Origin of the sequence: Saccharothrix sp. (assembly GCF_031180885.1) — a bacterium.
Classification (GTDB): Bacteria; Actinomycetota; Actinomycetes; order Mycobacteriales; family Pseudonocardiaceae; genus Actinosynnema.
Window position 1 is genome coordinate 1 of record NZ_JAPSLK010000028.1, and the last position, 25240, is coordinate 25240.

General features: G+C 72.3%; 19 protein-coding genes and 2 pseudogenes. 9 read left to right on the plus strand and 12 right to left on the minus strand.

The window, feature by feature from the left end:
• The 9 genes and pseudogenes from RIN75_RS26675 to RIN75_RS26715 all read right to left on the minus strand — a co-directional run.
• Positions 1–2639 (minus strand): annotated as a pseudogene (locus tag RIN75_RS26675) (hypothetical protein); the annotation flags it as partial.
• A gap of 127 nt (positions 2640–2766) precedes the next feature.
• Positions 2767–3939: a histidine kinase gene (locus RIN75_RS26680; RefSeq protein WP_309114776.1), complete on the minus strand. Its 1173-nt coding sequence runs from the start codon at positions 3937–3939 to the stop codon at positions 2767–2769.
• Positions 3936–5645 (minus strand): cation acetate symporter, encoded by a 1710-nt coding sequence (locus tag RIN75_RS26685; RefSeq protein ID WP_309114777.1) that lies wholly within the window; start codon positions 5643–5645, stop codon positions 3936–3938. The genes RIN75_RS26680 and RIN75_RS26685 overlap by 4 nt, the downstream gene beginning before the upstream one ends.
• Positions 5642–6025 (minus strand): DUF485 domain-containing protein, encoded by a 384-nt coding sequence (locus RIN75_RS26690; RefSeq protein WP_309114778.1) that lies wholly within the window; start codon positions 6023–6025, stop codon positions 5642–5644. Before RIN75_RS26690 ends, RIN75_RS26685 begins: the two co-directional genes overlap by 4 nt.
• On the minus strand, positions 6022–6846 hold the full coding sequence (locus RIN75_RS26695) for a LytTR family DNA-binding domain-containing protein (RefSeq protein ID WP_309114779.1): 825 nt from the start codon (positions 6844–6846) through the stop codon (positions 6022–6024). The genes RIN75_RS26690 and RIN75_RS26695 overlap by 4 nt, the downstream gene beginning before the upstream one ends.
• 33 nt (positions 6847–6879) lie before the next feature.
• Positions 6880–7188 (minus strand): hypothetical protein, encoded by a 309-nt coding sequence (locus tag RIN75_RS26700; RefSeq protein WP_309114780.1) that lies wholly within the window; start codon positions 7186–7188, stop codon positions 6880–6882.
• Positions 7189–7680: 492 nt separating this feature from the next.
• Positions 7681–10653, minus strand: coding sequence for a BTAD domain-containing putative transcriptional regulator (locus RIN75_RS26705; protein WP_309114781.1), 2973 nt, complete (start codon positions 10651–10653; stop codon positions 7681–7683).
• Positions 10654–10761: 108 nt separating this feature from the next.
• Positions 10762–13236 (minus strand): DUF3516 domain-containing protein, encoded by a 2475-nt coding sequence (locus RIN75_RS26710; protein ID WP_309114782.1) that lies wholly within the window; start codon positions 13234–13236, stop codon positions 10762–10764.
• Positions 13237–13524: 288 nt separating this feature from the next.
• Positions 13525–14634, minus strand: a complete 1110-nt coding sequence (locus RIN75_RS26715; RefSeq protein ID WP_309114783.1) for a helix-turn-helix domain-containing protein — start codon at positions 14632–14634, stop codon at positions 13525–13527.
• Positions 14635–14755: 121 nt separating this feature from the next.
• Here RIN75_RS26715 and RIN75_RS26720 point away from each other — a divergent pair, with 121 nt between their 5' ends.
• From RIN75_RS26720 to RIN75_RS26740, 5 genes and pseudogenes are all read left to right on the plus strand, one after another.
• The gene (locus RIN75_RS26720; RefSeq protein ID WP_375296028.1) at positions 14756–15982 is read left to right on the plus strand and encodes a YncE family protein; all 1227 of its coding nucleotides are present in this window, start codon (positions 14756–14758) and stop codon (positions 15980–15982) included.
• Positions 15983–16247: 265 nt separating this feature from the next.
• A complete protein-coding gene (locus RIN75_RS26725) occupies positions 16248–16937 on the plus strand; it encodes an energy-coupling factor ABC transporter permease (RefSeq protein ID WP_309114784.1) in 690 nt (229 codons plus the stop codon).
• Positions 16934–17221: a PDGLE domain-containing protein gene (locus tag RIN75_RS26730; RefSeq protein WP_309114785.1), complete on the plus strand. Its 288-nt coding sequence runs from the start codon at positions 16934–16936 to the stop codon at positions 17219–17221. The genes RIN75_RS26725 and RIN75_RS26730 overlap by 4 nt, the downstream gene beginning before the upstream one ends.
• 80 nt (positions 17222–17301) lie before the next feature.
• Positions 17302–17799, plus strand: a pseudogene (locus RIN75_RS26735) (energy-coupling factor transporter transmembrane component T family protein); the annotation flags it as partial.
• Positions 17800–17862: 63 nt separating this feature from the next.
• Positions 17863–18645, plus strand: coding sequence for an ATP-binding cassette domain-containing protein (locus RIN75_RS26740; protein ID WP_309114861.1), 783 nt, complete (start codon positions 17863–17865; stop codon positions 18643–18645).
• A gap of 117 nt (positions 18646–18762) precedes the next feature.
• Here the strand turns inward: RIN75_RS26740 and RIN75_RS26745 are convergent, their stop codons facing one another.
• Positions 18763–19821, minus strand: coding sequence for a lytic polysaccharide monooxygenase (locus RIN75_RS26745; protein ID WP_309114786.1), 1059 nt, complete (start codon positions 19819–19821; stop codon positions 18763–18765).
• A 483-nt stretch (positions 19822–20304) separates the two neighbouring features.
• Entirely contained in the window at positions 20305–20961 is a 657-nt protein-coding gene (locus RIN75_RS26750; RefSeq protein ID WP_309114787.1) for a uridine kinase, read from the minus strand.
• 106 nt (positions 20962–21067) lie between these two features.
• Here RIN75_RS26750 and RIN75_RS26755 point away from each other — a divergent pair, with 106 nt between their 5' ends.
• Genes RIN75_RS26755 through RIN75_RS26770 form a run of 4 tightly spaced genes read left to right on the plus strand, consistent with a single transcriptional unit; the run spans position 21068 to position 23905 of the window.
• Positions 21068–21511, plus strand: a complete 444-nt coding sequence (locus tag RIN75_RS26755; protein ID WP_309114788.1) for a hypothetical protein — start codon at positions 21068–21070, stop codon at positions 21509–21511.
• A complete protein-coding gene (locus RIN75_RS26760) occupies positions 21508–22701 on the plus strand; it encodes a PPE domain-containing protein (RefSeq protein ID WP_309114789.1) in 1194 nt (397 codons plus the stop codon). The genes RIN75_RS26755 and RIN75_RS26760 overlap by 4 nt, the downstream gene beginning before the upstream one ends.
• Positions 22698–22958, plus strand: a complete 261-nt coding sequence (locus tag RIN75_RS26765; RefSeq protein ID WP_309114790.1) for a hypothetical protein — start codon at positions 22698–22700, stop codon at positions 22956–22958. Before RIN75_RS26760 ends, RIN75_RS26765 begins: the two co-directional genes overlap by 4 nt.
• Entirely contained in the window at positions 22955–23905 is a 951-nt protein-coding gene (locus RIN75_RS26770) for a hypothetical protein (RefSeq protein WP_309114791.1), read from the plus strand. The genes RIN75_RS26765 and RIN75_RS26770 overlap by 4 nt, the downstream gene beginning before the upstream one ends.
• A 483-nt stretch (positions 23906–24388) precedes the next feature.
• Here RIN75_RS26770 and RIN75_RS26775 read toward each other — a convergent pair whose 3' ends face one another.
• Positions 24389–25135 carry a helix-turn-helix transcriptional regulator gene (locus RIN75_RS26775; protein WP_309114792.1) on the minus strand — a complete coding sequence of 249 codons (747 nt, stop codon included), beginning with the start codon at positions 25133–25135 and terminating at the stop codon, positions 24389–24391.
• Between the last annotated feature and the right edge of the window lie 105 nt (positions 25136–25240).

The following is a 25240-nucleotide window of genomic DNA, read 5'->3' on the forward strand; positions in this document are numbered from 1 at the left end:
TAGCGGGGGTCGTGGGGGACGCGGTGGGGCAGGTCGCCCATGTCCGGGTCGCCGCGGTGGTGGGAGATGCCGGACGGGGTGGTCTCGCCGTGCCGGGCGTGCGCCTCGTCGATGTCGGGACGGTCGGTGTCGTGCTGGTTGGGGGTGTTCGGGTTGTCGGCGCTGTCCGGGCGATCGGTGCCGTCGGTGCGGTCGGGGTCGGTGTGGGGCTGGTCGGACTTGTGGGGGGTGGTGTCCTCGCGGGTGTGGGGCGGGGTGTCGGGGTCGCGGTCGCGGGTGGGCGGGGACCACTGGTCCGGGTCGCGCTTGGGCGGCTGTGTGGAGTCGGGGTCCCGGCGAGGGGACGGGGTGTTCTCCGGGTCGCGGCGGGGCGTGGGAGTGCTGTCCGGGTCGCGGCGGGGGGACGGGGTGCTGTCCGGAGAGCGGTGCGGTGGTGTGGGGGTGTTGTCGGGGGTGCGGTGGGGTGGCGTCCAGTTCTGCGGGTCTTGGCGGGGGGACGGGACGCTGTCGGGGGAGCGGCCCGGGGCGTGCGGCGGTGGCGTGTCGCCGCCGCGGGGGCGGGGGGCGTCGGGCCCCGTGTGCTGCGGGCCGCGTTGGGTGGGCATGCCGGATTGGGGTGGGGCCGAGTGCGGGCCGCGCTGGGGTGGAGGGCCGGCGTTGGGGTGGTTCGGGGACGGGTGGGTGGACGGACCTGGGTGCGGGCCGGGGCTGGTGGGGCCGGGGCCGTGGGTCGGCGTGTGAGGGCTCGGTGCGTGAGAGGGCGGCGTGTGAGGGGTCGACGGGCTCGACGGGCCGTAGGAGGACGGGCGCGGGTTGTCCGGGGTGCGGGCGGGCGGGACGCTGGAGCCCAGGTCGCCGCGGTTGCCGGGAGTGCCGGTCCAGCCGGCTCCGCCGCCGGGGCGGTTGCCGCCGGTCGGTGCGCCGCCGCCGCTGTTCGGGGTGCCGCCGCCGGGTGCCCCGGCCGGGGCCTGGCCGGGCGGAGTCGTCGGCGTGGACGACGGGGAGTTCGGGTCGCGTGGCGTCGAGGACGCTGCGGGCTGGTCCGGGCGGGGCGGAGCGTCCGGGGGTGCGGCGGTGGACGAGTGCGTCGAATCCACCCGGGACGGGGTGGGCGACGGCGTGTTCGGGGTGCCTGAGCCACCGCCGGGAGAGGAGCCACCACCGGGCGATGAGCCGTAACCGGGAGACGAGCCGCCGCTGGGAGACGAGCCGCCGGGCGACGGCGAGCCGCTGGAGGGCGACGTGGAGTGGGGTGCGGGCTGGCCCATGGGGCCGCCGCGGTGTTCGCCGGACGCGCGTGGCGAGTCTGGCGACGACGGTGACGACGGCGTGTAAGGCGAGGAAGGACTCGTCGGCGACGATGGCGGGTTGGCGCTGCCGGGACCGCCTCGGTTCTCGCCCAAGCCCCGCGGCTGGTCGGAGTCCGGGCTGTTGCCGCCGGGATCGCGGCCCGGGCGTGGGGCACCGGTGGGCGTGGTGTCGCCGGGGTCGGCGCGGCCGGGGCGCGGGGTGTCGGTGGTGGTCGGGGTGCTCGACGTGTTCGTCGTGCCGTCTCCCGGGCGGTTCGACGGCGGGGTCGAGTCGCTGTCCGGGCGTGAGGACGAGTTCGGGGTGGAGGACGAGTTCGGGGTCGACGAGGACGGTGAGTTGCCGTCACCGGAGCCGTTGCCGTCGGAGCCGTTGCCGTCGGAGCCGTTGCCGTCGGAGCCGTTGCCGTCGGAGCCGGTGCCGGTGGAGCCGGTGCCGGTGGAGCCGTTCGGGGTGTCCACATTGGACTTCCCCGTCTGGAGGAAGCCGCCCTTCTTGATGTTCTTCGGGTCCAGCACGTCCAACCCGGTCGCCTTGCCGGCGATCTTGCCCAGGACCTTCATCACCTTCTCGAACACCTCGACCAGACGCTTCAGCATCGGCGAGACCTTCTTGATGGTGTCCAACAAATCCTGGATGATCTTCGCGATCTTCGCGGCCCACTTCGAAATCGCCGTCACCGCCTGCGCGACGATCACCGGCGTCCCGAAACCCAGCGAGAACACCGCCTCCAACACCCAGGCGATGAGCTTCCCCACCAGATCCGCGATCAGGTCGCGCACCATCTCGCGCACGAACCCGACCACCATGCCCATCATCCCGACAACCGTGCCGACCGTCCCCGCCGCCGACGCCGCACCGGTCAGGGCGTCACCGTGCGCCGAAGCGTTGGTCAGGTACCGCGAAGCCGCCGCACCACCCCAACCCGCCGTACCCTTGGCCACCGCCGCCTTGTAGTCCTCGGCGATCTTCCCCAACTCGGTGCCGACGTTGTTCCACGTCGTCGCATACGACTCGATCACCGGCGGGTTGCCCGCCAGCCAGTCCAGCATGTCCTTCAACGGCTGGACGTGCTCCATCAAGAACGACGCCGACGACGACATCAACGTCCCGAACGGGTCGATCGCCATCGCCGCGGCGTCCGCGGCCAGGCCGACCATCCCCAGACCCGCCTGGATCCAGTTGCCGTCCTTGATCCCGTTGAACGTGTCCATCGCCGACTCCGCGATGGAGATACCGGTCGCCCACCCGTTGTCACCGGTGCCGGCGTTGAACACCCCACCGGGCTCGGCGGGCGGGGCGGCCACCAGCGGGTTCTCGGGATCGGTCATGCGGTCCACCCCCGCGCACCGCATCCGCGCACGTCACAACAGAACACCAAGGCGCTGCCCTCCCCATAACAGGCACTGGTCATCCACAATGACGCATCCCGGACCAGAACGGTTCCGGATTCGTCGATCAGGCGTGCACACCGGCCTGGTACTTGGGCACCCGCACGCTGATCTTCGTCCCCAACCCCTCCGCCGTCTCCACGACCAGGCCGTAGTCGTCGCCGTAACACCTGCGCAGGCGCTCGTCGATGTTGCCCAGGCCGATCCCGGCCGTCTCGCCGACCTGACCGGCCAACGTCCGGCGCAGGGCCTCGGGGTCCATGCCGATGCCGTCGTCCTCGATGGTGATGTGCGCTTCCTCGCCCGCGTCCGCCGCCTGGATGGTGATGTGCCCGGGCCCGACCTTGCCCTCCATGCCGTGCCGCACCGCGTTCTCCACCAGCGGTTGCAGGCACAGGAACGGCACGGTCACCGGCAGCACCTCGGGCGCGATCTGCAACGTCACCTTCAGCCGCTCCCCGAACCGCGCCCGCTCCAGCGCCAGGTACTGGTCGATCGACTTCAACTCCTCCGAAAGCGTGGTGAAATCACCCGCCCGGCGGAAGGAGTACCGGGTGAAGTCGGCGAAGTCGAGCAGCAGAGTCCGCGCCTTCTCCGGGTCGGTGCGCACGTAGGAAGCGATGGCGGACAACGAGTTGTAGATGAAGTGCGGCGAGATCTGCGCCCGCAGCGCCCGCACCTCCGCCTCCACCAACCTGGTCCGCGACCGGTCCAGCTCGGCCAGCTCCAACTGCCCGGACGCCCAGCGCGCCACCTCGTTCGTCGCCCGCACCAGGCCCGCCGACGGCTCCCGGCTGTACGCGGCCAGCACCCCGACCACTCGGCCCTCCACGGTCAACGGCGCGAGGACCGCCGAGTGCACGGGGCAGTCCGGCGAACCGCACGTGATGTCGAACGCCCGCGTCCGCCCGGTCGCGAACACCTCCCGCGCCAGGTCCATGGCGTCCGCCGCGTGGTGCTCGCCCTCCCCCTCCCACGCCACGACCTCGGTCTCGTCGGTCAGCGCCAGCGCGGGCGTGCCGAGCAGGGTCCGCAGGTGCTTGGCGGACTTCTTCGCCGCGTCCGGCACCAGCCCCGCGCGCAGCGGGGGAGCGGCGGACCACGCGGTGTGCAGGGTCTCGAACGTGATCCGCTGCTCGTGGGTCAGGAAGTCGTTGCGGGTCCGCGACGTCCGCCACAGCGTGATCACCACGGCCAGGCCGGCGAGCAGTATCGCCCCGGCCGTCCACAGGCCGTTCACAGCCGGTCCTGACTGCGCAGACCCAGGTTCTCCGGCGCGTGCAACCGCACCATCACGTGGTTCACCCCCGGCGGCACCTTGCGCGGTGTCAGCAGCGACACCACGTACATCACGATGAACCCCAGCGGCACGGTCCACGCCGCGGGCCGGGCCAGGAACACGTTCCCACCGCCCGCGCTGATCGTCACCAGCCCGGCCACCAGGGCGGGCACCCCGCCGGCCAGCATCCCGGCCACCGCCCCCGCCGTGGTGATCCGCGTGCTCCAGATCCCCAGCACCAGCAACGGGCACAGCGACGACGCCGCCACCGCGAACGCCAGCCCGACCATGTCCGCCACCGGCACCTTGCCCACCAGCCACGTCATGCCCAGCGGCACCAGCACGGCCAGCACCGTGGACACCCGGAACCCGCGGATCCCGCGGAACTTCAGCACGTCCCGGCTCAGCACCCCGGCCAGCGACACCATCAGCCCCGACGACGTCGACAGGAACGCCGCGAACGCGCCCCCGGCGACCAAAGCACCCAGCAACTGCCCGCCGACCCCGTCCACCATCCGGCTGGGCAGCACCAGGACCACCGCGTCGGTGTCCCCGGTCATCAGCAGCTCCGGCGTGTAGAGCCGGCCCAGGGCGCCGTAGATCGGCGGCATCAGGTAGAAGATCCCCAGCAGCCCCAGCACGATCAGCGTCGTGCGGCGCGCGGCCCGGCCGTTCGGGTTGGTGTAGAAGCGGACGATCACGTGCGGCAGGCCCATCGTGCCCAGGAACGTCGCGATGATCAGCGAGTACACCGCGTACAGCGGGAAGTCGTCACCGCCGCGCAACGGCAGCGCCCAGGACGCGTTGGTGTTGAACGGGATCGACGCCACGTGCGGCACCGGCGCGCCCTCCGGGAACACCAGCCGCGACCCGGCCGCGATGGTGTGCTCGCCCGGCCCGAACTCCGCCGGCCCGTCCACCTCCGAGCCGTCCACCACGCCGTCGCCGCGGAACGCCACCGCCTGCTCGACGCGCACGGACGTGTTGGTGTCGAAGGAGACCGTGGTCTCGCGCGGGAACACCGGGAACTCCGGCCCGGTCAGGTCCCGCGCCCCGTGCGCCTGCCACGCCACGACCAGGAACACCACCGGCACGGCGATCGCGGTCAGCTTGAGCCAGTACTGGAACGCCTGCACGAACGTGATGCTGCGCATGCCGCCCGCGATGACGTTCGCCGTCACCACCACCGCGACCACCAGCGCGCCCACCCAGTCCGGCGCGCCGGTCAGCGTGTGCAGCGTGAGCCCCGCGCCCTGGAGCTGCGGCAGCAGGTACAGCCACCCGATGCCCAAGGCGATCACGCTCGCCACGGCGCGCACGGCGGGCGAGCCGAACCGGGCCTCGGCGAAGTCCGGCAGCGTGTACGCGCCGCTGCGCCGCAACGGGGCCGCGACGAGCGCCAACAGCACCAGGTACCCGGCGGTGTAGCCGACCGGGAACCACAGCATGTCCGGCCCGTGCGCGAAGATCAGCCCGGCGATGCCCACGAACGACGCCGCCGACAGGTACTCGCCGCCGATCGCCGAGGCGTTCCACCACGGGGACACCGTGCGCGAGGCGACGAAGAAGTCCGAGGTGGTGCGGGAGATCCGCAGCCCGTACGTGCCCACCAGCACGGTGCCGACCGCGACCACGACCACCGCGATGATGCCGTACGAACTGCTCACGAACGTTCCACCAGCTCCGCGAACTCCCGCTCGCCGCGCTCGGCCTGCCGCACGTAGAACCACCCGGCCAGCACCAACACCGGGAACACCAGCACGCCCAGCAGCAGCCACGGCAGCGGCAGCCCGAGCAGGCGCTGCGAGGTGACCGACGGGACCAGCGTGAACACCAGCGGGAGCGCCGCCACGCTCCCGCACACCACCGCGCACAGCAGCAGCCCCAGCCGCCGCTGCGTCCGGATCAGCGACCGCATGTAGACCGCGCCCAGCTCGCTCTGCTCGTCGATCTCCCGCGACGCCGGGTACGGCCGAGGCACGCGCGGCGCACGCGTGCGCGGGCTGGTCACCACGACGCGCTGGGTCGGCTTCTCCGGGGTGGTCATGACGGCTGCCGGTTGCGCCGGACCAGCAGTTGGCGCAGGTGCCGGGCGTGGCGCCGGCTGACCGGCAGCACCGCGCCGCCGATGTTGACGCTCAGGTGCCCGTCCTCCAGGCGCAGCTCGTCGATGTGCCCGAGGGAGACCAGGTGGCTGCGGTGGATGCGGACGAACCCGGCCGACCGCCACCGCTCCTCCAGCCCGTTGAGCGCCGCCCGCACCAGCCCGCTGCCGGTCGCCGTGTGCAGGCGGGCGTAGTCGCCGTGCGCCTCCACGTACCGGATGTCCGCCAGCCGGATGAACCGCGTGATGCCGCCGAGTTCGACCGGGATGACCTCGTCACCCACGTCCGGGGCCTTCTCCGCCGGGGCCGGCACCGGTTCCGCGGCCTTGAGGTCGAGCACCTCGTGCACGATCCGGTGCACGGACTCGGCCAGCCGCTCCGGCCGGACCGGTTTGAGCAGGTAGTCGAGGGCCTTGAGTTCGAACGCCTCGACGGCCGGCTCCTGGTGCGCGGTGACGAACACGATCGGCGGCGGCTGCGCGAACCGCGACAGCACGCGCGCGAGGTCCAGCCCGTCCAGGCCCGGCATCCGGATGTCGAGGAAGACCGCGTCCACGCCCTGCCCGGCGTGCAGCGTGCGCAGCGCCTTGGTGGCGTCCGTGACGGCCTCGACGTGCCCGATCCGGGGGTCCGCCTTGAGCAGGTAGACCAGGTCGTCCAGGGCGGGCGCCTCGTCGTCCACGGCGAGCACGCGGAGCCTGCGCTCCAGCGCCCCGCGGCGTTCCGGCCCCTCACAGATCGGGCAGGGAAGTCCTGACGTCATGGAATTCCAATGCGGGTTCGACGGCGTCGGCGATTAGACCATTGGATGGTCATCCTCGCTCTTCAGCCCCACCGGAGGCAATGACCGCCGCGCGGCCTGAGCGTCACCCAGCGTGACCTCCAGTTCGAGGAACGCCTCCTCGGCCCGCCGAGCCGCCACCCCGACCGACGCCGCAGCCGCCGTCCCGACCATCCGCCGAGTGGGTTCCTGCAGCTCACGCACCAGATCGGACCACCGACTGGCCAACCGCGCCAGCTCCCCCAACCGCTCGACCAACTCCGCCGGCGACCCGGGCACCCCACCGCGAAGCGCCGCGAGATCCCCTCGCGGATCGACACCCATGACACGCCCCCACCGATCCGCCACCCAGGTCACCGATGCTCCCGCCGGCCCGCGACGAGGTCAACGCTCCACGCCAGTGGTCTCAATTGGCCCCGCGTGATCACGCCCACTCCCGCCGCACCCTCCGCCTTTCGCCGCGCACCGCCACCCCCCGCCGCGCCGCGGCCCCAACGCGTTTCGCCGCGCTCCGCGCGGCGGGCCGGCTCCCAGCCACAGGTGGGGCCTCGGTTCCCCCACCGTATGGCCTGCCCGAAGGGCTGCCACAGATTTCCCGGGTGCGGCCAAAAGTTTTGCGAGGATCGAGCAAAAGGTTTCAGCGGCACCCGGAAAATCTGTGGTTGGCTCCGCCAGGCCATGCGGTGGGGGAACCGACGCCCTTCCTCCCCCATTGGCGGCCTGCCCGCCGGCGAGGCGCTTGTGATCTTGAGGGCGCGCAGCGCGTTCAGCTTGAGAGCGCGAAGCGCGTCGCCGAACAGCGAAGCGCAGCGTGCCTCAAGGAAGAGGAGCGCCGAGTTCCTCGAGAAGGGTTTCGGCGGTGTTCGCGAACGCCCCGAAGCCACCCACCACAGACAATTCGAGCCCAATCCGCGCATGGCGCAGTGCGTCGGCCCGCCGCCCGTCATGAGCCATAGCCCGAACCAAATGAATATGAGACCGAGCAACCCCGTACCGGTAATCACAAGCCGAAGCCAGCTCCAACGCCCTCAGGTGAGCCGCCACCGCCCGACCCGGTTTGCCCAGGTGGAGCAACACCAACCCCAGCGCGTTGTGAACCTCCGACTCGATGCGCGTGCTGCCGCCCAGCTCCTGGACCAGCGCCAACGCCCGCTGCGCCGTCCGCAACGCCTCCGCGTGCTCCCCGGCCAGGCACAACGCGGTCGCCAGGTGCGCCATCCCCTCGGCCCGCGCGTGGCGAACCCCCGTCCGGTACCAGTTCGCCAGCGCGTGCCGCAGCAGCGACACCGCCCGGTCGTACTCACCCCGGGCGGTGTCGCAGCGGCCCAGGAGAGCGGCACAGGCAGCCTCAAGGTTCTCGCCGTCCGCGGTTCGGGCCAGTTCCAGACCCTCGGTCAGGTACGAGACCGCCGGGCCCAGGTCGCCCTGCATCAGGTGCAGCGCCCCCAGACCCGCCAGAGCCGCGATCCGAACGTGGGGAATATCAGGAAGTACAGCACTGAGGTCCATCAACCGCGTGAACGACGTCCGCGCGGCGGCGAAGTCGCCCAGCTCCAGGTTGACCACACCGTCCAGCCCGGCGTGCAGCCACAGCGTCCGCCCGGACGGAGACGCCTCGCGCAGGAACCGCTGCGCACCCCGCAGGTCGCCCAGGTTCCGGTGCTCGGCGGCCAGCCAGACCAGCATGGACGTCTCGGCGTCGTGGTCGCCTGCCTTCCGCGCGGCACCGAGCGCAGCGGTGATGGCGTGGACGAACTCGACGTGGTGGCCGTGGGACCCGAAGTACCCGCTGACCGCGTCGATCAACTGCCACGACAGCGGCAGCGGGCCGTGCTCGGCGCAGTGCTCGGTCGCGGCCAGGACGCTGGGGCGTTCCGCGGTCAGCCAGGCCCGCGCGGCGTCGGCGGTCATCGTCGGCGGGCCGGACGGGCCGCGGCGCAGTTCGGGGTACAGGACGTTGCCGACCTCGACCGCCGTGCGCAGGTACCAGTCGAACAGCCGCCGCCGGGCCGCCGCGAGGTCCTCGCCCTCGAATCGCGCCCGGTCGGCGGCGTAGTCGTGCAGCAGGTCGTGCAGCACGAACCGGTCCGCCCCCACCCGCTGCACCAGGTGCGCCGACGCCAACTCGCCCAGCAGCCGAGCAGCCTCCCCCATGGGCGCGTCCGACAACGCCGCTGCCCCCGCCGCGCTGAAGTCCGGGCCGGGGACCAACCCGACCAACCGGAACAACCGCGCCGCGTCGGCGGGCAGGGCCGCGTAGGACAGGTCGAACGCGCGGCGGATCGCGGCGGTGTCGTCGTTGTCCACCGCGAGCGCGGCCAACCGGTCGCCGCCGCGCAGTTCCTCCACATAGGACTCGATGTCCAGGTGGGCCGACCCGATCAGGTTGCCCAGCGCGATGCGCAGCGCCAGCGGCAGGTACCCGCACAGCGTGGCCAGCTCGGCGATCGCGTCGAACTGCGCCACCGCCGCCTCCGGGCCCAACGACCGGGCCAGCAGCTTCCACGCCTCGTCGCCGCGCAGCACGTCCAGCCGCACCAGCGTCGCCCGCAGCGGTTTGCGCAGCTCGTTGCGGCTGGTGATGACCACCGAGCACCCCGGCTCGCCGGGCAGCAGCGGCAGCACCTGCTCCACCGACGCGGCGTTGTCCAGCGTGATCAGCACCCGCCGGCCGCGCAGCCGCGCCCGGTAGCCGCGGACCAGGTCCTCCTCGTCGACCGGGATGTGGTCGGCCCGCACGCCCATCGCGCGCAGGAACCGGGCCAGCACCGCCGACGTGGTCAGCGGCGGGGACGTGGAGTGCCCGCGCAGGTTCACGTAGAGCTGCCCGTCGGGGTACCGGTCGCGCACCGCGTGCCCCACCGCCGTCGCGAACGCCGTCTTGCCCACCCCCGGCGGACCGCACACCACCACGGTCGCCGCCGCCCGCGTCAGCAGCGCGGTGACCCGGGCCAGTTCGGCGGCCCGCCCCACGAAGTTCCCGACCGGCGCGGGCAACTGCGACACCGGTGCCCACGCGTCGGCCGCGGGCTGGTTCAGCGACGGGTCCCCGGTGAGGATCGCGTGGTGCACCGCGCGCAGCCGGTCGCTCGGGTCCACGCCCAGCTCCCTCGCGAGCGCCGTGGACGCCTGCCGGTACGCGTCCAGCGCGTCGGCCTGCCGGTCCACCCGGTACAGCGCCACCATCAGCTGCGACCAGAACCGCTCGCGCAGCGGGTGCTGCGCGGTGAGCCGGCGCAGGTCCGCGATCACCTCGTCGCACCGGCCCAGCCGCAGCTTCACGTCGATCAGCTCGGAGGTCACCCGCAGCCGCTGCTCGGTCAGGTTCGGCACCTCGGTCTCGTGCAGCGACTCCGACGGCACGTCCGCCAGCGCCGACCCGCGCCAGTGCCCCAGCGCCTGCTCGTACACCCCCCGCGAACCCTCGAAGTCCTGCGCCGCCGCCAGCGCCGCACCCCGCTCGGCCAGGTCGGCGAACCGGTGCAGGTCCAGCGCGTCGCGCGGCAGGTCGATGCGGTAGCCGGTGGGCGTGGTGTGGATCAGCGGAGGGTCGCCCAGCGCCCGGCGCAGCCGCATCACGTACACGGGGAGGGTCTGGGCGGCCCGGTCCGGCGTCACCTCGCCCCACACGCGGCGGATCAGGTCGCTCGCGGGCACCGACCGGTTCGCGCCGAGCAGCAGGGTCGCCAGGACGATCCGGTGCTTCGCGGCGGTGATCGGGACCAGCCGGCCGTCCCGGCGGACCACGAGCGGTCCGAGCACCCCGAACTCGTCCTGCGACCGGGTCAACTCGCCTCCGCTCCTGTAGAGACCTTGACATGCTGGTACTCCGGTCCGGTCCGGAGTACCACCGGATGGACCCGACCACCCGGATCGCCGCCGATCGGCCCCGAAGCGCTAGAGCCGCCCCACTTCGGTGATCCGCAGCGCGGCGGTGCCGGCCTCGTCGGACTCGGCGAGGTCCACTTCGGCGGTGAAGCCCCAGTCGTGGTCCTTCGCGGGGTCGTCGAAGATCTGGCGGACCGTCCAGCGGCCGGGCTCCTCGGTGATCACCAGCAGCTGCGGGCCGCGCGCGTCCGGGCCGATGCCGATCTCGTCGTGCTCCTCGAAGTACGGGTCCAGCGCGTCCTGCCAGTCCTCGGCCGCCCAGCCCGAGTCGCCGTCGAGTTGGCCCAGCTCGTAGTAGTTGCGCCGGGCGGCCAGCTCCACCCGCCGGAACAACGCGTTGCGCACCAGGACGCGGAACGCCCTCATGTTGCGGGTGACGGCCGGCGGGACCTCGTCCACGACCGTGTCGTCGGCCGGGTTGCGCAGCTTCTCCCACTCGTCGATCAGGCTGGAGTCGACCTGGCGCACCAGTTCGCCCAGCCACTCCTCCAGGTCGGAAAGCTCCTCGGTCTTCGCGTCACCCGGCACGGTCTGGCGCAGCGCCTTGTAAGCGTCGGCCAGGTACCGCAGCACCAGGCCCTCGGAGCGCGCGAGCTGGTAGTACGACACGTACTCGGCGAACGTCATCGCCCGCTCGAACATGTCCCGCACCACCGACTTGGGTGACAGGTGGTGGTCGGCGACCCACGGGTGCCCGCGCCGGTAGGTGGTGAAGGCCGCTTCCAGCAGTTCGGCCAGCGGCTTCGGGTAGGTGACGTCCTCCAGCAGCTCCATCCGCTGCTCGTACTCGATGCCCTCGGACTTCATCGCGCCGATGGCCTCGCCGCGCGCCTTGTGCTCCTGCGCGGACAGCACCTGGCGCGGGTCGTCCAATGTGGACTCGATGACGGACAGGACGTCCAGCGCGTAGGACGGGGAGTCCTTGTCCAGCAGCTCGATCGCGGCCAGCGCGAACGGCGACAACGGCTGGTTGAGCGCGAAGTTGACCTGGAGGTCCACGGTGAGCCGGATGTGCTCGCCCTCCCGCTCCACCACACCCGCCGCGAGCAGCGCCCGGTACATCGAGATGGCGCGCAGGATGTGCTTGCGCTGCGCCGGGCGGTCCTCGTGGTTGTCCTCCAGCAGGTGCCGCATGGCGGCGAACGTGTCGCCCGGGCGGCCGATCACGTTGAGCAGCATCGCGTGGCTGACCTGGAAGCTGGACGTGAGCGGCTCGGGCTCGGCGTTCTTGAGCCGCTCGAACGTCTGGTCGCTCCAGGACACGAACCCCTCGGGCGCCTTCTTGCGCACCACCTTGCGCCGCTTCTTGGGGTCGTCACCGGCCTTCGCCAGCGCTTTCTCGTTCTCCACGACGTGGTCGGGCGCCTGGACGACGACCGTGCCGACGGTGTCGTAGCCGGCCCGACCCGCGCGGCCCGCGATCTGGTGGAACTCGCGCGCCTTGAGGTGGCGGGTGCGGGTGCCGTCGTACTTGGACAGCGCGGTGAAGACGACCGTGCGGATGGGGACGTTGATGCCGACGCCGAGCGTGTCCGTGCCGCAGATGACCTTCAGCAGACCGGCCTGCGCCAGCTGTTCCACGAGGCGCCGGTACTTGGGCAACATGCCCGCGTGGTGCACGCCGATGCCGTGCCGGACCAGGCGCGAGAGCGTCTTGCCGAACCCCGAGGTGAACCGGAACCGGCCGATCATCGCGGCGATGGCGTCCTTCTCGGCGCGGGTGGCGACGTTGACGCTCATCAGGGCCTGGGCGCGTTCGAGCGCGGAGGCCTGGGTGAAGTGGACGACGTAGATCGGGGCCTCGCGGCCGTGCAGGAGTTCCTCGATGGTCTCGTGCAGCGGGGTGAGGACGTACTGGAAGTTCAACGGGACGGGGCGCTGGGCGGAGCGCACGGTCGTGGTCGGGCGGCCGGTGCGGCGGGTGAGGTCCTTCTCGAAGAACGTGACGTCACCAAGGGTCGCCGACATGAGGAGGAATTGAGCCTGGGGCAGTTCGATCAGCGGGACCTGCCACGCCCAGCCCCGGTCGGGCTCGGAGTAGAAGTGGAACTCGTCCATGACGACCTGGCCGACGTCGGCTTCCTCGCCGTCGCGCAGGGCGATGTTGGCCAGGATCTCGGCGGTGCAGCAGATGATCGGGGCGGTCTCGTTGACGCTGGCGTCGCCGGTCATCATGCCGACGTTCTCCGCGCCGAACGTGTCGATGAGGGCGAAGAACTTCTCGGAGACGAGTGCCTTGATCGGGGCGGTGTAGTAGGTGCGCTTGCCTTCGGCGAGGGCGGCGAAGTGCGCGCCGATCGCGACCAGGCTCTTGCCCGAGCCGGTGGGCGTGCTCAGGATGACGTTCGACCCGGAGACGATCTCGATGAGCGCCTCCTGCTGCGCGGGGTACAACTCGAGCCCCCGCTGTTGGGCCCACTCGGCGAAGGTGTCGTAGAGGAGGTCGGCGTCGGGGGTGGGCGGCAGCAGGTCGGTGAGAGTCATCGCAGGCAGATCATAGTGGGTCCACCCCGAGAGCCACGTCCGCGCAACACCCACCCCCGCTCCGGCCGACCTGGCACCCCACCCGACACCGTCGCGCCGAGCCGGCCGGATCGCGCAGGCCGGGTTGGGGTGGGCTGCGTTGAGCCGCGCCGGGCCGGATCGGGTCGTGCCGCAAAACCGCCGAACCCCTTGTCCCGGGTGTTGGACGATGGCTTTGTTTTCCGGCCGGAAATTGCGGGATCGTCCAACGCGCAAAACCGTCGCCCCGCCGCCGCACCCGCCAAACGGCTAGCGGTCCAGCCACACTCGCAGCGACCACCACCGCTGGAGGCTGGTGAGGACGGAAGGTGGGTCGTCGTCCCACGGTGTGCCGGTCAGTTCAGCCAACCGGTCCAGGCGGTAACGCACAGTGTTCGGATGGACGTGCAGAGCGGCGGCGGTGTGGCTGAGGCGTTGGCCGTGGTCCAGGTAGACCATCGCGGTGGCGACGAGCTCCCGGTGGAAGTCGTCGGTGTGGTCGAGGCCGGTCAGGGTGTTGGCCAGCAGGTCGGCCAGCACCGGCTGTGCGTCCAGGGCGACCTCGCCGGCCAGGTCGGTCAGGTGGCGCAGGCCCGAACGGGTCGTCAGCCGGGCCGCCGCCACGCACAGGGCGTGGATGTCGTGCACCCGATCGAGGGGCGAAGCGGGGGCGACCACCAGCAGGACGCCGGGCACGGCGGTGGGCAGCCGGGCCGCCAAGCCGGTCAACCTGCCCTCTACCAGGCCGAACACCCCGCCGGCGGCGCGCAGGTGCTGCTCCAGGACCCGCGCGCGACCCGGGTCGCTGACGTCCGAGACCAGGCAGTGGTAGCGCTCGCCTGGGATCAGGCCGGCGCGGCGCAATTCCCCACCCGAAGGGACGTCGCCGGCCAGCAGGAGGCGGCGCAGGAGGTGGGTGTCGGCGTCGCGGGTCGTGCGGGACAACTCCAGTTCGGCGGTGTGGTAGCCGTTGACCACGTGCCGTTCCAGCGCGCCGGTGTAGCGGTCCATGTCCAGCACCGCCTCCAGGATCGCCTCGGACGGCACGCCCGCCTCCCGACCCCGGGAGATCGCGATCTTCATCGCCTCCGCCCGACCCGCCTGCACGCCCCGCAGCAGGCCGTCGATCGAGATGCCCTGCGCCGCCCGGTCCGCGCCCAGGGCCTCGGCGGCGGCGAAGTGGCGGTCGTCGGGTTCGCCGGGCCGCTCGAAGAAGTCCAGCGCGGCGGCCAGGAGGACCTGCACGTGCCGGCGGGTCTCGGCCTCCGGCAGCGCGGCCACGTCCGACGAACTGCGCCGCGCCACCCGGACCAGCTCCTCGACGACGCGGCCGTCCGTCGCCACGTCCCGGAACACCCGCTTGACCAGCTCGTCGCGCACCCCGCCCCCTCGAAGTTGTGGCACTGGCACAACGAGCTTGCGGGTCGTTGGGCGCGTTCCCCTACCGCCGGACCGCCGAAACCCGCTTCCCTGGTCGGCACACAGCCGAAAGGTGTCCCCCGTGCGACCACTCCGAACGGCGGCCCTGCTCGCCGCGTGCGCCCTGCTCGCGACCTCCGCGCCGGCCACCGCCCAACCACCCCTGCGCCAGGTGATGTTCGTCGGCAACAACTGGGACGGCACCGCCGACGTCATCGCCGCCACCGGCGACTTCGCCAAGATCGCCCGCGTCAACGTCATCCCGGACCGCGAGGAGCGGTTGCGGGAGATCTACCTCAACCCGGTGAAGCTCGCGTTCTTCCTCGGCATCCGCAACGGCCCCGGCGAGGGCCACGACCAGTTCGTCGACGACATGTACACCACGCCGGACGGCACGGCGGTGGTCGCGTCCCGGCCGAGCTTCGCCGACGTGGTGTCGATCGACCTGGCCACCGGCCGGATCAAGTGGCGGTTCCCGGTGTCCGGGTTCCGCTCCGACCACATGGCCGTGTCCCCGGACGGCCGGCGGGTCGCGGTGTCCGCGTCGACCTCCAACACCGTCCACGTCCTGGACATCACGAGTGGGCGCGAGGTCGGCAAGTTCTCCGCCGGCGACAAGCCGCACGAGAACGTCTTCACCGACGGTGGCACCCGCCTGTGGAACATGTCGATCGGCGAGGTCAACACCGACCTGGACGCGCCGTGGCTGGACTTCACCAAGGGCGACCGGCGGATCACCGTGGTCGACGCGGCCACGTTCCAGCAGGTCAAGGTGATCGACATGCGGCAGCGGCTGGACGCGTTCGGCCGCTCCGACCTGTCGGACTCGGTGCGCCCGGTGGCGTTCACGCCCGACGAGTCCAAGCTGTACTTCCAGGTGTCGTTCTTCAACGGCTTCGCGGAGTACGACGTGGCCGCCGACCGGATCACCCGCGTCAAGACCCTGCCCAAGAACCCGAACACCAGCGAGGACCGCACCACCTGGGTCAACGACTCGCGCCACCACGGCATGTCGATGAACCCGGCGGGCACCAAGCTGTGCGTCGCGGGGACCATGGACGACTACGCCACCGTGGTGGACCGGGCGAGCCTCGTTGAAGGGCCGCTCGTGCCCGCGTCCAAGCCGTACTGGGCGACGGTGAGCGGTGACGGCAAGGCGTGCGTGATCTCCGAGAGCGGGGCGGACCAGGTGACGGCGATCGACTTCGCGACCGGCCGCAAGATCACCTCCGTGCCGGTGGGCGACCACCCGCAGCGCGTCCGCATCGGCCACGTGCCCGCCGGCTGGTCCGGACCGGCCGCGGGCTGAGGCGGGCCGGCCGCGGGTTGACCGGGACCGGCGGCGGGGCTGGCCTGGGCTGGCGGCGGGCTGACCGCGACCCCGCCCCCGGGCGGACCGGGGTCGGCCGGAACGGGTTCGGTGGGGCCGCAACCACCGGACCCGTTCGCCGGATCTTCACCCCGCGCCACCTTCTCCGCCGGTAGCTTGGGGACTGGTCCGCGCGGCTGACCTCACACCCCCTTTGTTGCCTCATGCTGGCCATAGCGGGGCACTGGCAATTACGGTGATGACCGTGTCCGAACCGGTAGCCATGCACATGAGCGACGGCCTGCTCAACGCGCCGACGTCGCTGCTGTTCGTCGCGGTCGCCGTCGTGGGGGTCGGCGTCGCCCTCGCCAAGGCCCGGGGCGACCTCGACGACCGCACCGCGCCGATGGCGGGCCTGGTGGCGGCGTTCGTGTTCGCCACCCAGATGCTGAACTTCCCGGTGCTGCCCGGTGTCAGCGGGCACCTGCTGGGCGGTGCGCTCGCGGCGATCCTGGTCGGACCGTGGGTCGGCGCGCTGTGCGTGACGATCGTGCTGGTCGTGCAGTCGCTGTTCTTCGCCGACGGCGGCGTGACCGCGCTGGGCGCGAACGTCACCAACATGGCCCTGATCGGCACCGCCGTCGGCTACCTGACCGCCGTCGCCCTGCGCGGCCTGGCCAAGCGCGGCAAGGGCGGTCTGGCGCTCGTCTCCTTCCTGTCCGCGCTGGTCAACACGGTGCTGGCGAGCTTCGGCTTCGTCGTCGAGTACGCGATCGGCGGCGCGGGCGGGGTGTCCTTCGGGACCGTCGCGACCGCCGTGCTGGGCGTGCACGTCCTGATCGGCATCGGCGAGGGCCTGATCACGGCCGCCACGGTGTCCGCCGTCGCCGTCGCCCGACCCGACCTGGTGTACCTGCTGCGCGGCGTGCCGCAGAAGCTGGAGCTGAAGGCGTGAAGCGCTTCTTCGTGTGGTTCGCGCTGGTGAGCCTGGTGCTCGCGGGCGCGGTGTCCTACTTCGCCAGCTCCGACCCGGACGGGCTCGACTTCGTCACCGAGGAGCACGGCATCGCCGAGCACGCCCAGGACCACCCGCTGGCCGACGGACCGTTCGCGGACTACGCGCTGGGCGGCGACGACCGGTTCACCGGCCTGGCCGGAGTGGTCGGCGTGGTGCTCACGCTGGCCGTGGCGGGTGGGCTGTTCTGGTTGCTGCGCAAGCGTTCCCCGTCCGCGAAGTGAACGCCGTCCTGCACCGGCCGGGCGACTCGCCGGTGCACCGCCTGGCGCCGCAGGTCAAGATCGTCGCCGCGGTGGTGGCCGTGCTGTGCGTGGTCGCCACGCCGCGCGAGGCGTTCCCGGCGTTCGGGGTCTACCTGCTGGCGATCACGGCCGTCTGGTTCGTGGCCCGGATTCCGCCGTCGTGGTTCGCGTCCCGTGCGCTGATCGAGCTGCCGTTCGTGGTGCTGGCGTTCGCGTTGCCCTTCACCGGTCATGCGCCGTACACGGATTTCCTCGGCCTGACCGTGTCGGTGGAGGGTGCGTTGGCGGGCTGGAACATCCTGGCCAAGGGCACGCTCGGCGTGCTGGTCTCGCTGACCCTGGCCGCCACCACCGCGCCGCAGGACCTGTTGCTGGGCCTGCAACGCCTGCGCATGCCGTCGGTCCTGGTCACCATCGCCACGCTCATGCTGCGCTACGCCGAGGTCGTGGTGGCGGAGGCGAAGCGGATGCGCGTGGCCCGCATCTCCCGCGGCGACGACCCGCGCTTCCTGTGGCAGCTCGGCGCCACCGCGAAGGGCGTCGGCAGCCTGTTCATCCGGTCCTACGAGCGCGGCGAACGCGTGCACCTGGCTATGGTGTCGCGCGGTTGGACGGGCCGGATGCCGGACGGGCGGGGGAGCACGACGTTGGAAGCCGTACCCGCGACGACGACCGCGCCCGCGTTGCTGGTCGAGAAGCTGGCCTTCGCCTACCCGGATGGTCACCAGGCGCTTTTTGGCGTGAACCTGCGGATCGAACGCGGTGAGCGGGTGGCGGTCCTGGGGCCGAACGGCGCCGGCAAGACGACGTTCGTGCTGCACCTGAACGGGGTGCTGGGCGGCGGTTCGGGCCGGATCGAGGTCGCGGGTCTGCCGGTGACCAGGGAGAACCTGCGGGAGATCCGGCGCCGCGTGGGCGTGGTCTTCCAGGACCCGGACGACCAGCTGTTCCTGCCCACCGTGCGGCAGGACGTGGCGTTCGGCCCGGCGAACTTCGGCCTGCGGGGCGAGGAGCTGGACGAACGGGTCCGGGCGGCGCTGGCGGCGGTGGGCATGTCGGATGTTGCCGACCGGTCACCGCTGCACTTGTCGGGTGGGCAGCGGAGGCGGGTGGCGTTGGCGACCGTGTTGGCGTGCGACCCGGAGATCCTGGTGCTGGACGAGCCTTCAGCGAACCTGGAACCGGTCGCGCGGCGCGAGTTGGCCGAGGTGTTGCTGGGGTTGGACCGGACGATGCTGATGGTCACCCACGACCTGCCGTACGCGCTCCAGATGTGCCCGCGCAGCGTCTTGGTGGACGGTGGGGTGGTGGTGGCGGACGGCCCGACCCGGGAACTGCTCGCCGACGCCGACCTGCTGGCCCGGCACCGACTCGAACTCCCTTACGGCTTCCGCTTGGACTAGCTCGCGCGCGCTTTCGACTATTTCGTGGGCGCTGTGCTTGCGGGCGCTCGTGGGCGCTGCGTTTGCGGCACAGCGCCCACGAGCATGGTCGTACGGGCTGGGTCGTGGAGCCGGTTCCTACGGGCTGGTGCAGGTGACTTCAGGCAGCGGGTTGGAGCCCGTCGTGTTCGCCGTGAAGCCGAAGGTCACCGATTGCTCGACGCCCACGGTCCGGTTCCACTCCGCGTTCTTCACGACCACTTCGGCTCCGGAGCCGGACTTCACGCCGTTCCAGACGTTGGTGATCGTCTGGCCGCCGGAGAAGGTCCACTTGGCCGTCCAGCCGTTGTACGGGCTGGTGCTGTGGTTCATGATCTCGACCTCGCCCTGGAAGCCGCCCTGCCACGTGCTGGTGATCTTGTAGATGGCCATGCAGTGCGACCCCGACGGGGGAGGGGTCGTGGTGGTGGTCGTGGGCGGGGTGGTGTTCCCGGGGCGGCCGACGCCGGTCACCTCGCCGTTGCCGCCGTCGAAGACCACGTCGGAGCAGTTGTAGAACGTTTCGGTCGAGTCGGAGCGCTGCCACACCGAGTAGACGATGTGCCGACCAGACTTGCCCGACGGCAGCCGGCCGCTCCAGTAGTAGTGGCCCTCGGCCGTGCCCACCGAACCCGAGCGGGGCGGGTCGGTGACGGACAGGAACGGAGTGGACTCCAGGTCGCTCCACGCCAGGGGACGGGTCGGGCTCCAGCTGTCCTTGGTGATGTAGAGCCGGAACGTGCCCGGGTGGTGGGCCCACATGTTGTAGGTGAAGTTGAAGTTCGCGCCCGCGGTCAGGTGGGTGACCGGGTAGTCGTCGCGGGCGATGTCGAAGCCGGCGAACGTGGGGTTGTTGCCGCTGCACAGCTTGCCGTCCGGGATGAAGCCCGCCATCCGGCCCGCGCCGTCGGAGCGCAGGACGCCGAACCAGTTGTAGAGCGCGTTGGTGCCGCCGGCCTTCACCGCGGCGTCGCAGGCGGGGTTGACCGGGACGATGTTGCCCTGCGGGGTGAGACCGTCCTGCCAGCACAGGAACGTGCGGCTGCCGGGTTTCATCATGGCGCCGTGGGCGGACGCCGTCGTCGCGTTCACGAGCACGGCGACCAGGAGTCCGGCGGCAGCGAGCGCCGCTGCGGCGAACCATCGTCGGGTCGTCACGTCGTCACCTCCTCTTTGAGGTTCTGGGAGCGCTCCCAGTCGGCCTGACTGTAACGGCCCCACCCCGCTCTGTGAACGAAATACCGCCCTACGGCCCAGCCACGCCCTCTCAACGGCCCCAACGGTCTCGACCTCGGGTGTTCGCCCGCTGCTGGGCGGCTGGCGTTGCGGGGCGGCTGCGCTTGCGGGATGGGCGCGGCTGCGGGGGCTGCGGCTGTGCTTGCGTCAGGGGCGGGCGCGACTGCGGCTACGGGGCGGCTGCGGTTGCGGGGTGGGCGTGGTTGCCGGGACAGGTGGGGCTGCGCTTGCGGGGCGGCTGCGGTGCGGTGCGGTGTGGGCGCGGCTGCGCTTGCGGTGTGGTGTGGTGCGGGCGCGGGGTGGGGTGGGCGCGGTTGCGGTTGCGGGGCAGGGGTGGGCGCGGCTGTGCTGCGGCTGTTCTGGCTGTGCCGTGCGGAGAGGCGCAGCGTGGCGGCCCAGGCCCCCTCACCGAGCCGGTTCGGACGCGCTTTCCGCCGAGATGTCAGACCCCTGTGAGATCATGGAGACGGGGGCCGGAGGCCGGCCCAAGGCACGTGCCGCCTGGTGCGGAGTCAGCCTGCGCATTCCCGCCGCCACGCACCGCCGCACGACCGCCGGCTGTTCCCACAACAGCCGCAACCCCCGCCGCACCAGCAACGGCACCGGCTTGCGCGCCTCCGCCACGTCCCGCGCCAACCGCCGCACGAACGTCACGAAAGCGTTGGGCGCCAACACGATCGCGTCCGCCAGCACCCCCGCCTCGCGGCACCCCGCCACCAACCGGTCGGCGAACAAGCCCTCCGCGATGAACGGCCCGTCCGCCACCACGACCCGGCACCCGACCCGCCGGTCCTCGCCGATCTCGTACACCGGGGCCTCGACCCGCCCGGTCGTCGCCAGTTCGATGATCGCCGCCAGCGCGTCCGCGGTGTTCCACGACTCCTCGGCGTCCCAGTCCGGACGGCCGCTCGCGTCGCGCGGGAGCAGGGGGTCGTCGCCTTCGCGGTAGAAGTCGTCGAGGCGCAGCACGGGCCGGCCCAGGTGGGCGGCGAGGGTGGACTTCCCCGAACCGGAAGGCCCGGCGAGCAGCACGACGTGCGGGTGAACGGCAGGTGACGGCACGGAGTGCAATGGTCGCACACGCGGCCCTTGTCCCGGCGTGCAGGGGAAGTGCTCCGCTGTGCACCGGCTCTGGCACTGAGCGCGAAGGCCCGCCACGATGTCGGTCATGGAGAGGGTGCGCGACGAGGAACACGCGAGACGGCTGCTCAAGGACCTCGAACGCGACAAACCGCGGCACGAGCGCCCGCCGGACGTCGCCGCGCCCACCGGGGCGGGGTCCGCGGACGTTGTGGCCCAGGGCGGTGACCGGATCGAGTTGGACCCGGCCGAGTTGGCCGAGGCGGTGCGGCGGCTGGACGCGTTGCACGACGAGATCGCCACCAAGCTCGGGGAGTCCGTCGAGCTGGAACGCCCGTTCGGCGACGGCCGCGGTCCGGTCGCCCGGCACATGCGCGCGGCGTTCGGGCTGCGTGGCGGGCACAGCGGGGTGCAGGGCGCGCTGAAGTCCTACCTGGACGAGCTGGGCGCGTTGCGCGAGGCGCTGCACCAGGTGGGCGTCACCACCCGGAACCAGGACGAGGCCGTCGCGGACACGATGAGGCGCAAGTGACCGAGCAGCGCAAGCACCGGTACTGGTCCGACGACCACCGGCCCAGCGCGCGGGCGCGGCGGCGGGCGCGGCGCGTCAAGCGGGACAAGGAAGCCAACCGGCTGCCGGAGAACTTCGGCCACATCAACTGGGCCGTCTACACCCACCGCGAGATGTGGGACATGGTCAAGTCCGCCGACACCGGCCGGATGGGCAAGCGCGCGCACGACTGGCAGTCCCTGGCCGCCGACGTCGACCGCGCCACCGGGGACGTCCAGCAGTTGGTGCAGCGGCTGGTGATGTCGTGGCACGGGCCGTCGTCGGTCGTGGCGGCGGAGTCGGCGTCCCGGTTGACCGAGTGGGCGGCCGACGCCTCGCGCCGGGCGTACGGGGTCGGGACCGGGATGACGGCGTACACGTCGGCGGTGGAGGAGGCGGCGCGGCGGATGCCCGAGCCGGTGCACCCCGACGCCGAGAAGTGGTTCCGCGAGGGGTACGACGTGACGACCCTCGACGGGCCGGAGGGCGCGTACTTCCTGCGGCAGCTGCTCGACGACCACCGGCCGGACAAGGAGGAGCAGCAGGCGGCCAAGGCGCGGGCGGTGGACGTGATGGTGGCTTACGAGCACGCGAGTCGGGGGGTGTACACGGAGCTGCCCACGTTCGACGCCGCCGCGCCGCCGGGTGCGCAGATCCACGCGGACCAGGCACCGGTTCCGGCGCCGGGGTCTGGGGGAGTCGTGCCCGCTCCGGGGCGGCCGCAGGACACGACGACGGTCGCGGCGGTCACGGGGCCGAGCGGCTACGGGCCTGGTGGCTCGGGACCCGGTGGCTACGGGCCGGGTGGCTACGGCCCGGGTGGTTTCGGACCCGGTGGCGCTGGGCCTGGTGGGTTCGGGCCTGGTGGTGGGACCGGTTCGGGTGGGGCGGTTCCCGGTGGGTTCGGGCCGGGTGGTGTCGGGACCGGGCGGGGTGCCGGGTTCGGGCCTGGTGGGTCGGCCGGTGTGCTCGGTGCGGCGGGGCCGGGAGTGGTGGCGCGGGGTGGGGTCGTGGGGCCCGCGGGAGCGGCCGGTGCGGCTGGGTACGGCATGTACCCGCCGGTGGCGCCCGCGAACCAGGAGGAGGACCGCGAGCACCGCAACCGCTACGACAACGGCCTGGACCTGCTCGACGACCTCCCGCCCGCGTTCCCGCCGGTGCTGGGCGAATGAGCGACGGCTTCCGGGTCGACCCGGACGAACTGGGCTGGTACGCGAACCGGCTGGCCGAGTCGGCCGACGAACTCGCCCACCTGCTGTCCACTGTGGACAGTCCGGTGGGCGACCTGGGGCCGCAAGGGGTCACCGAGGTGGTCGACGGGCTGGTCCGCGGGTGGGTCGACCGGTTGCGGGCGGTGGACCTGGCGGACGTGGCGGGCTCGGTGCGGGAGGCGGGCGAGGCGTACCGGCGGGCGGACGAGCTGCCGTGACGGACTACCGGGGGCTGGGGTTCGACCCGACGCCGGGTGACGCGGAGGCGGTCGCCGCGGTGAGCCGGCGGTGCGCGTTGGCGGTGGACGTGCCGGGGGTGCCCGCGGGCTGGTCGGGTGCGGCGGCGGAGGGGCTGGCGACGCGGTGGGAGGCCGTGGTGTCCGAGTTGGCGGCGGTGCGCCGTGCGATGCGGGCGGCGGCGGAGGTGCTCGACGCGTGGGCCGGTGAGTTGCTGGGGAACCGGCGGCGGGCGGAGGAGTTGGACGCGCGGGCGGTGCGGCTGCGGCGGGAACTCGCGGACGCCGCCGACGAGGTCGACCACACGGGGGCGCTGGCGTCGTTCACGCCGGCGCACGGTGAGCTGCACGCGGCGGCGGTCGCGCGGCACGACGAGCTGAGCCGGCGGCTGGAGGAGGTGCTGGCGGAGGCACGGCTGCTCGAACGCGACCACCACGCCGCCGCCCGCCGCGTCGCCGAACGCCTGCGGGAAACCGAAGCCGCGCACACCGACGCACCGGCAGGCCCGGCGGTGGCTGCTGGGCCGGCGGATGCGGGCAGGCCGGCGGGCGGGGGCGAGCGGGCGGGCGCGGGCGAGCGGGCGGATGCGGGTTGGCCGGCGGGCGCGGGTTGGCCGGCGGGCGGGGGCGAGCGGGCGGGCGCGGGCGAGCGGGCGGATGCGGGTTGGCCGGTGGGCGCGGGCGAGCGGGCGGATGTGAGTGGGCCGGCGGATGTGAGTGGGCCGGCGGATGTGAGTGGGCCGGTGGGTGTGAGCGGGGCGCGGGGGGTGTTCGGGGAGGCGTTGGCCGGGTTCTCGGTGGCGACCGAGGAGTTGGCCTCGGTGTTGTTCGGCGGGCGGACCCTGGCGCGGCCTCCGGCCCCCGATTCCATTGTCTCACGGGGGACCGACAATTCCGGGGCGGCGGCGTTCTTGGCGGGGCTGGGGTGAGGGTTCCTGCTGTGCCGGGGGTGACTCCGGTGGCGCTCGGCGCGCCCGATCGCACGGCCGCTGAGCTGCTGGAAGTGTTGCGGCGCATCAAAGGGACGCGTGATCCTGGGCTTGAGGTGTCCGCGGTGCAGGCGGCGGATCTCGCGCATCGGCATGGGGCGGCGTTGCTCGCGGTCGTGGAGCACCCCCTGGCTGATCCTGCCCTCCTGATGGCGGTGGTTGTTCCGGGGGAGCGGGTTCCGGGCGATCAAGTTGGGCTGGGGTTGGACGGGCCGGCGATTCGGGATGTGACAAAAGGGATTACGGCCAACGGGTATCCCGTTGTGATCGTCGAACGGGTGCCGGTGTCCGGCGTGGGGGCGCAGCTCCAGGTTGTGGTGAGTGCGGGGCGGGTGGCGGTGGTGTTCACGTTGCACTCGCCTACCGGGCGGGGGTGGTTGGACGTCTCCGGGATCGCTGGGCGGTTCGTTTCGGGGATCGAGGTCAGCGAGTCCGGTACTCCGTCGGGGTCGAGCCCACGACCTGGCGGAACGTCCGCGAGAAGTGGGCGGCGCTGACGAAACCGCAGTCCCTCGCTATCTCGCCGATGCCCCGGCCCGCCTTCGCCGGGTCGCTCAGCAACGCCTTCGCCCGGTCGATCCGCAAGCCCCGGATGCGTTCCGACACGCCCTGACCGTCGTCGAACAGCTGGTACAACCGCCGCCGCGAGATGAACATCGCCTCGGCCACCCGGTCCGCGCTCAAACCCGGGTCGGACAGGTGTTCACGCATGTAGTCCAGAGCTTCGCGGCGGCGGGCGGCCAACGCATCTACACGGTCCAGTTCGGCCTTCAAAGCGCTGCGCAGCACCAGTTCTGCCAGGCCGACCAGGTGGTGGGACAGGCCGTGCGGGTCCAGTGAGCGTGCTGCGGCCAGGACGTGGGCGACTGCGCCGGCGAACACCGCACGTAGGGGCGGGTCGACTGGGACTGGCTGGAACATCAAGGGTTTCAGGTCGCCGAAACCGATGGTCAGCCGGGACTCGGCGACGGTCAGCAGCACCGCGCCGGCGGGGGAGGCGTGCAGCGACGCGTCCGGCAGGCGCAGCGCGGCACCCTGCTCGGGCAGGCCCTTCGGCACCGCGCAGCCCATCAGCAGCTGGATGTCCTGCGGCGGCGCGCCCCCGAGCGCGGCCCGCGCCGCCGCCGCGCCCGACGCCCGGACGGTGAGCAGACCGTGGCCGACATCCATGCCGGGCAGCGTACGAGCCAAATGCCCAGGACCCGAGTCCGCGAGGCCCGCTCGGGTTGCGGGCGACTTCGGCGATACCGGCACGCGCACCGCCCCCGCCCCACT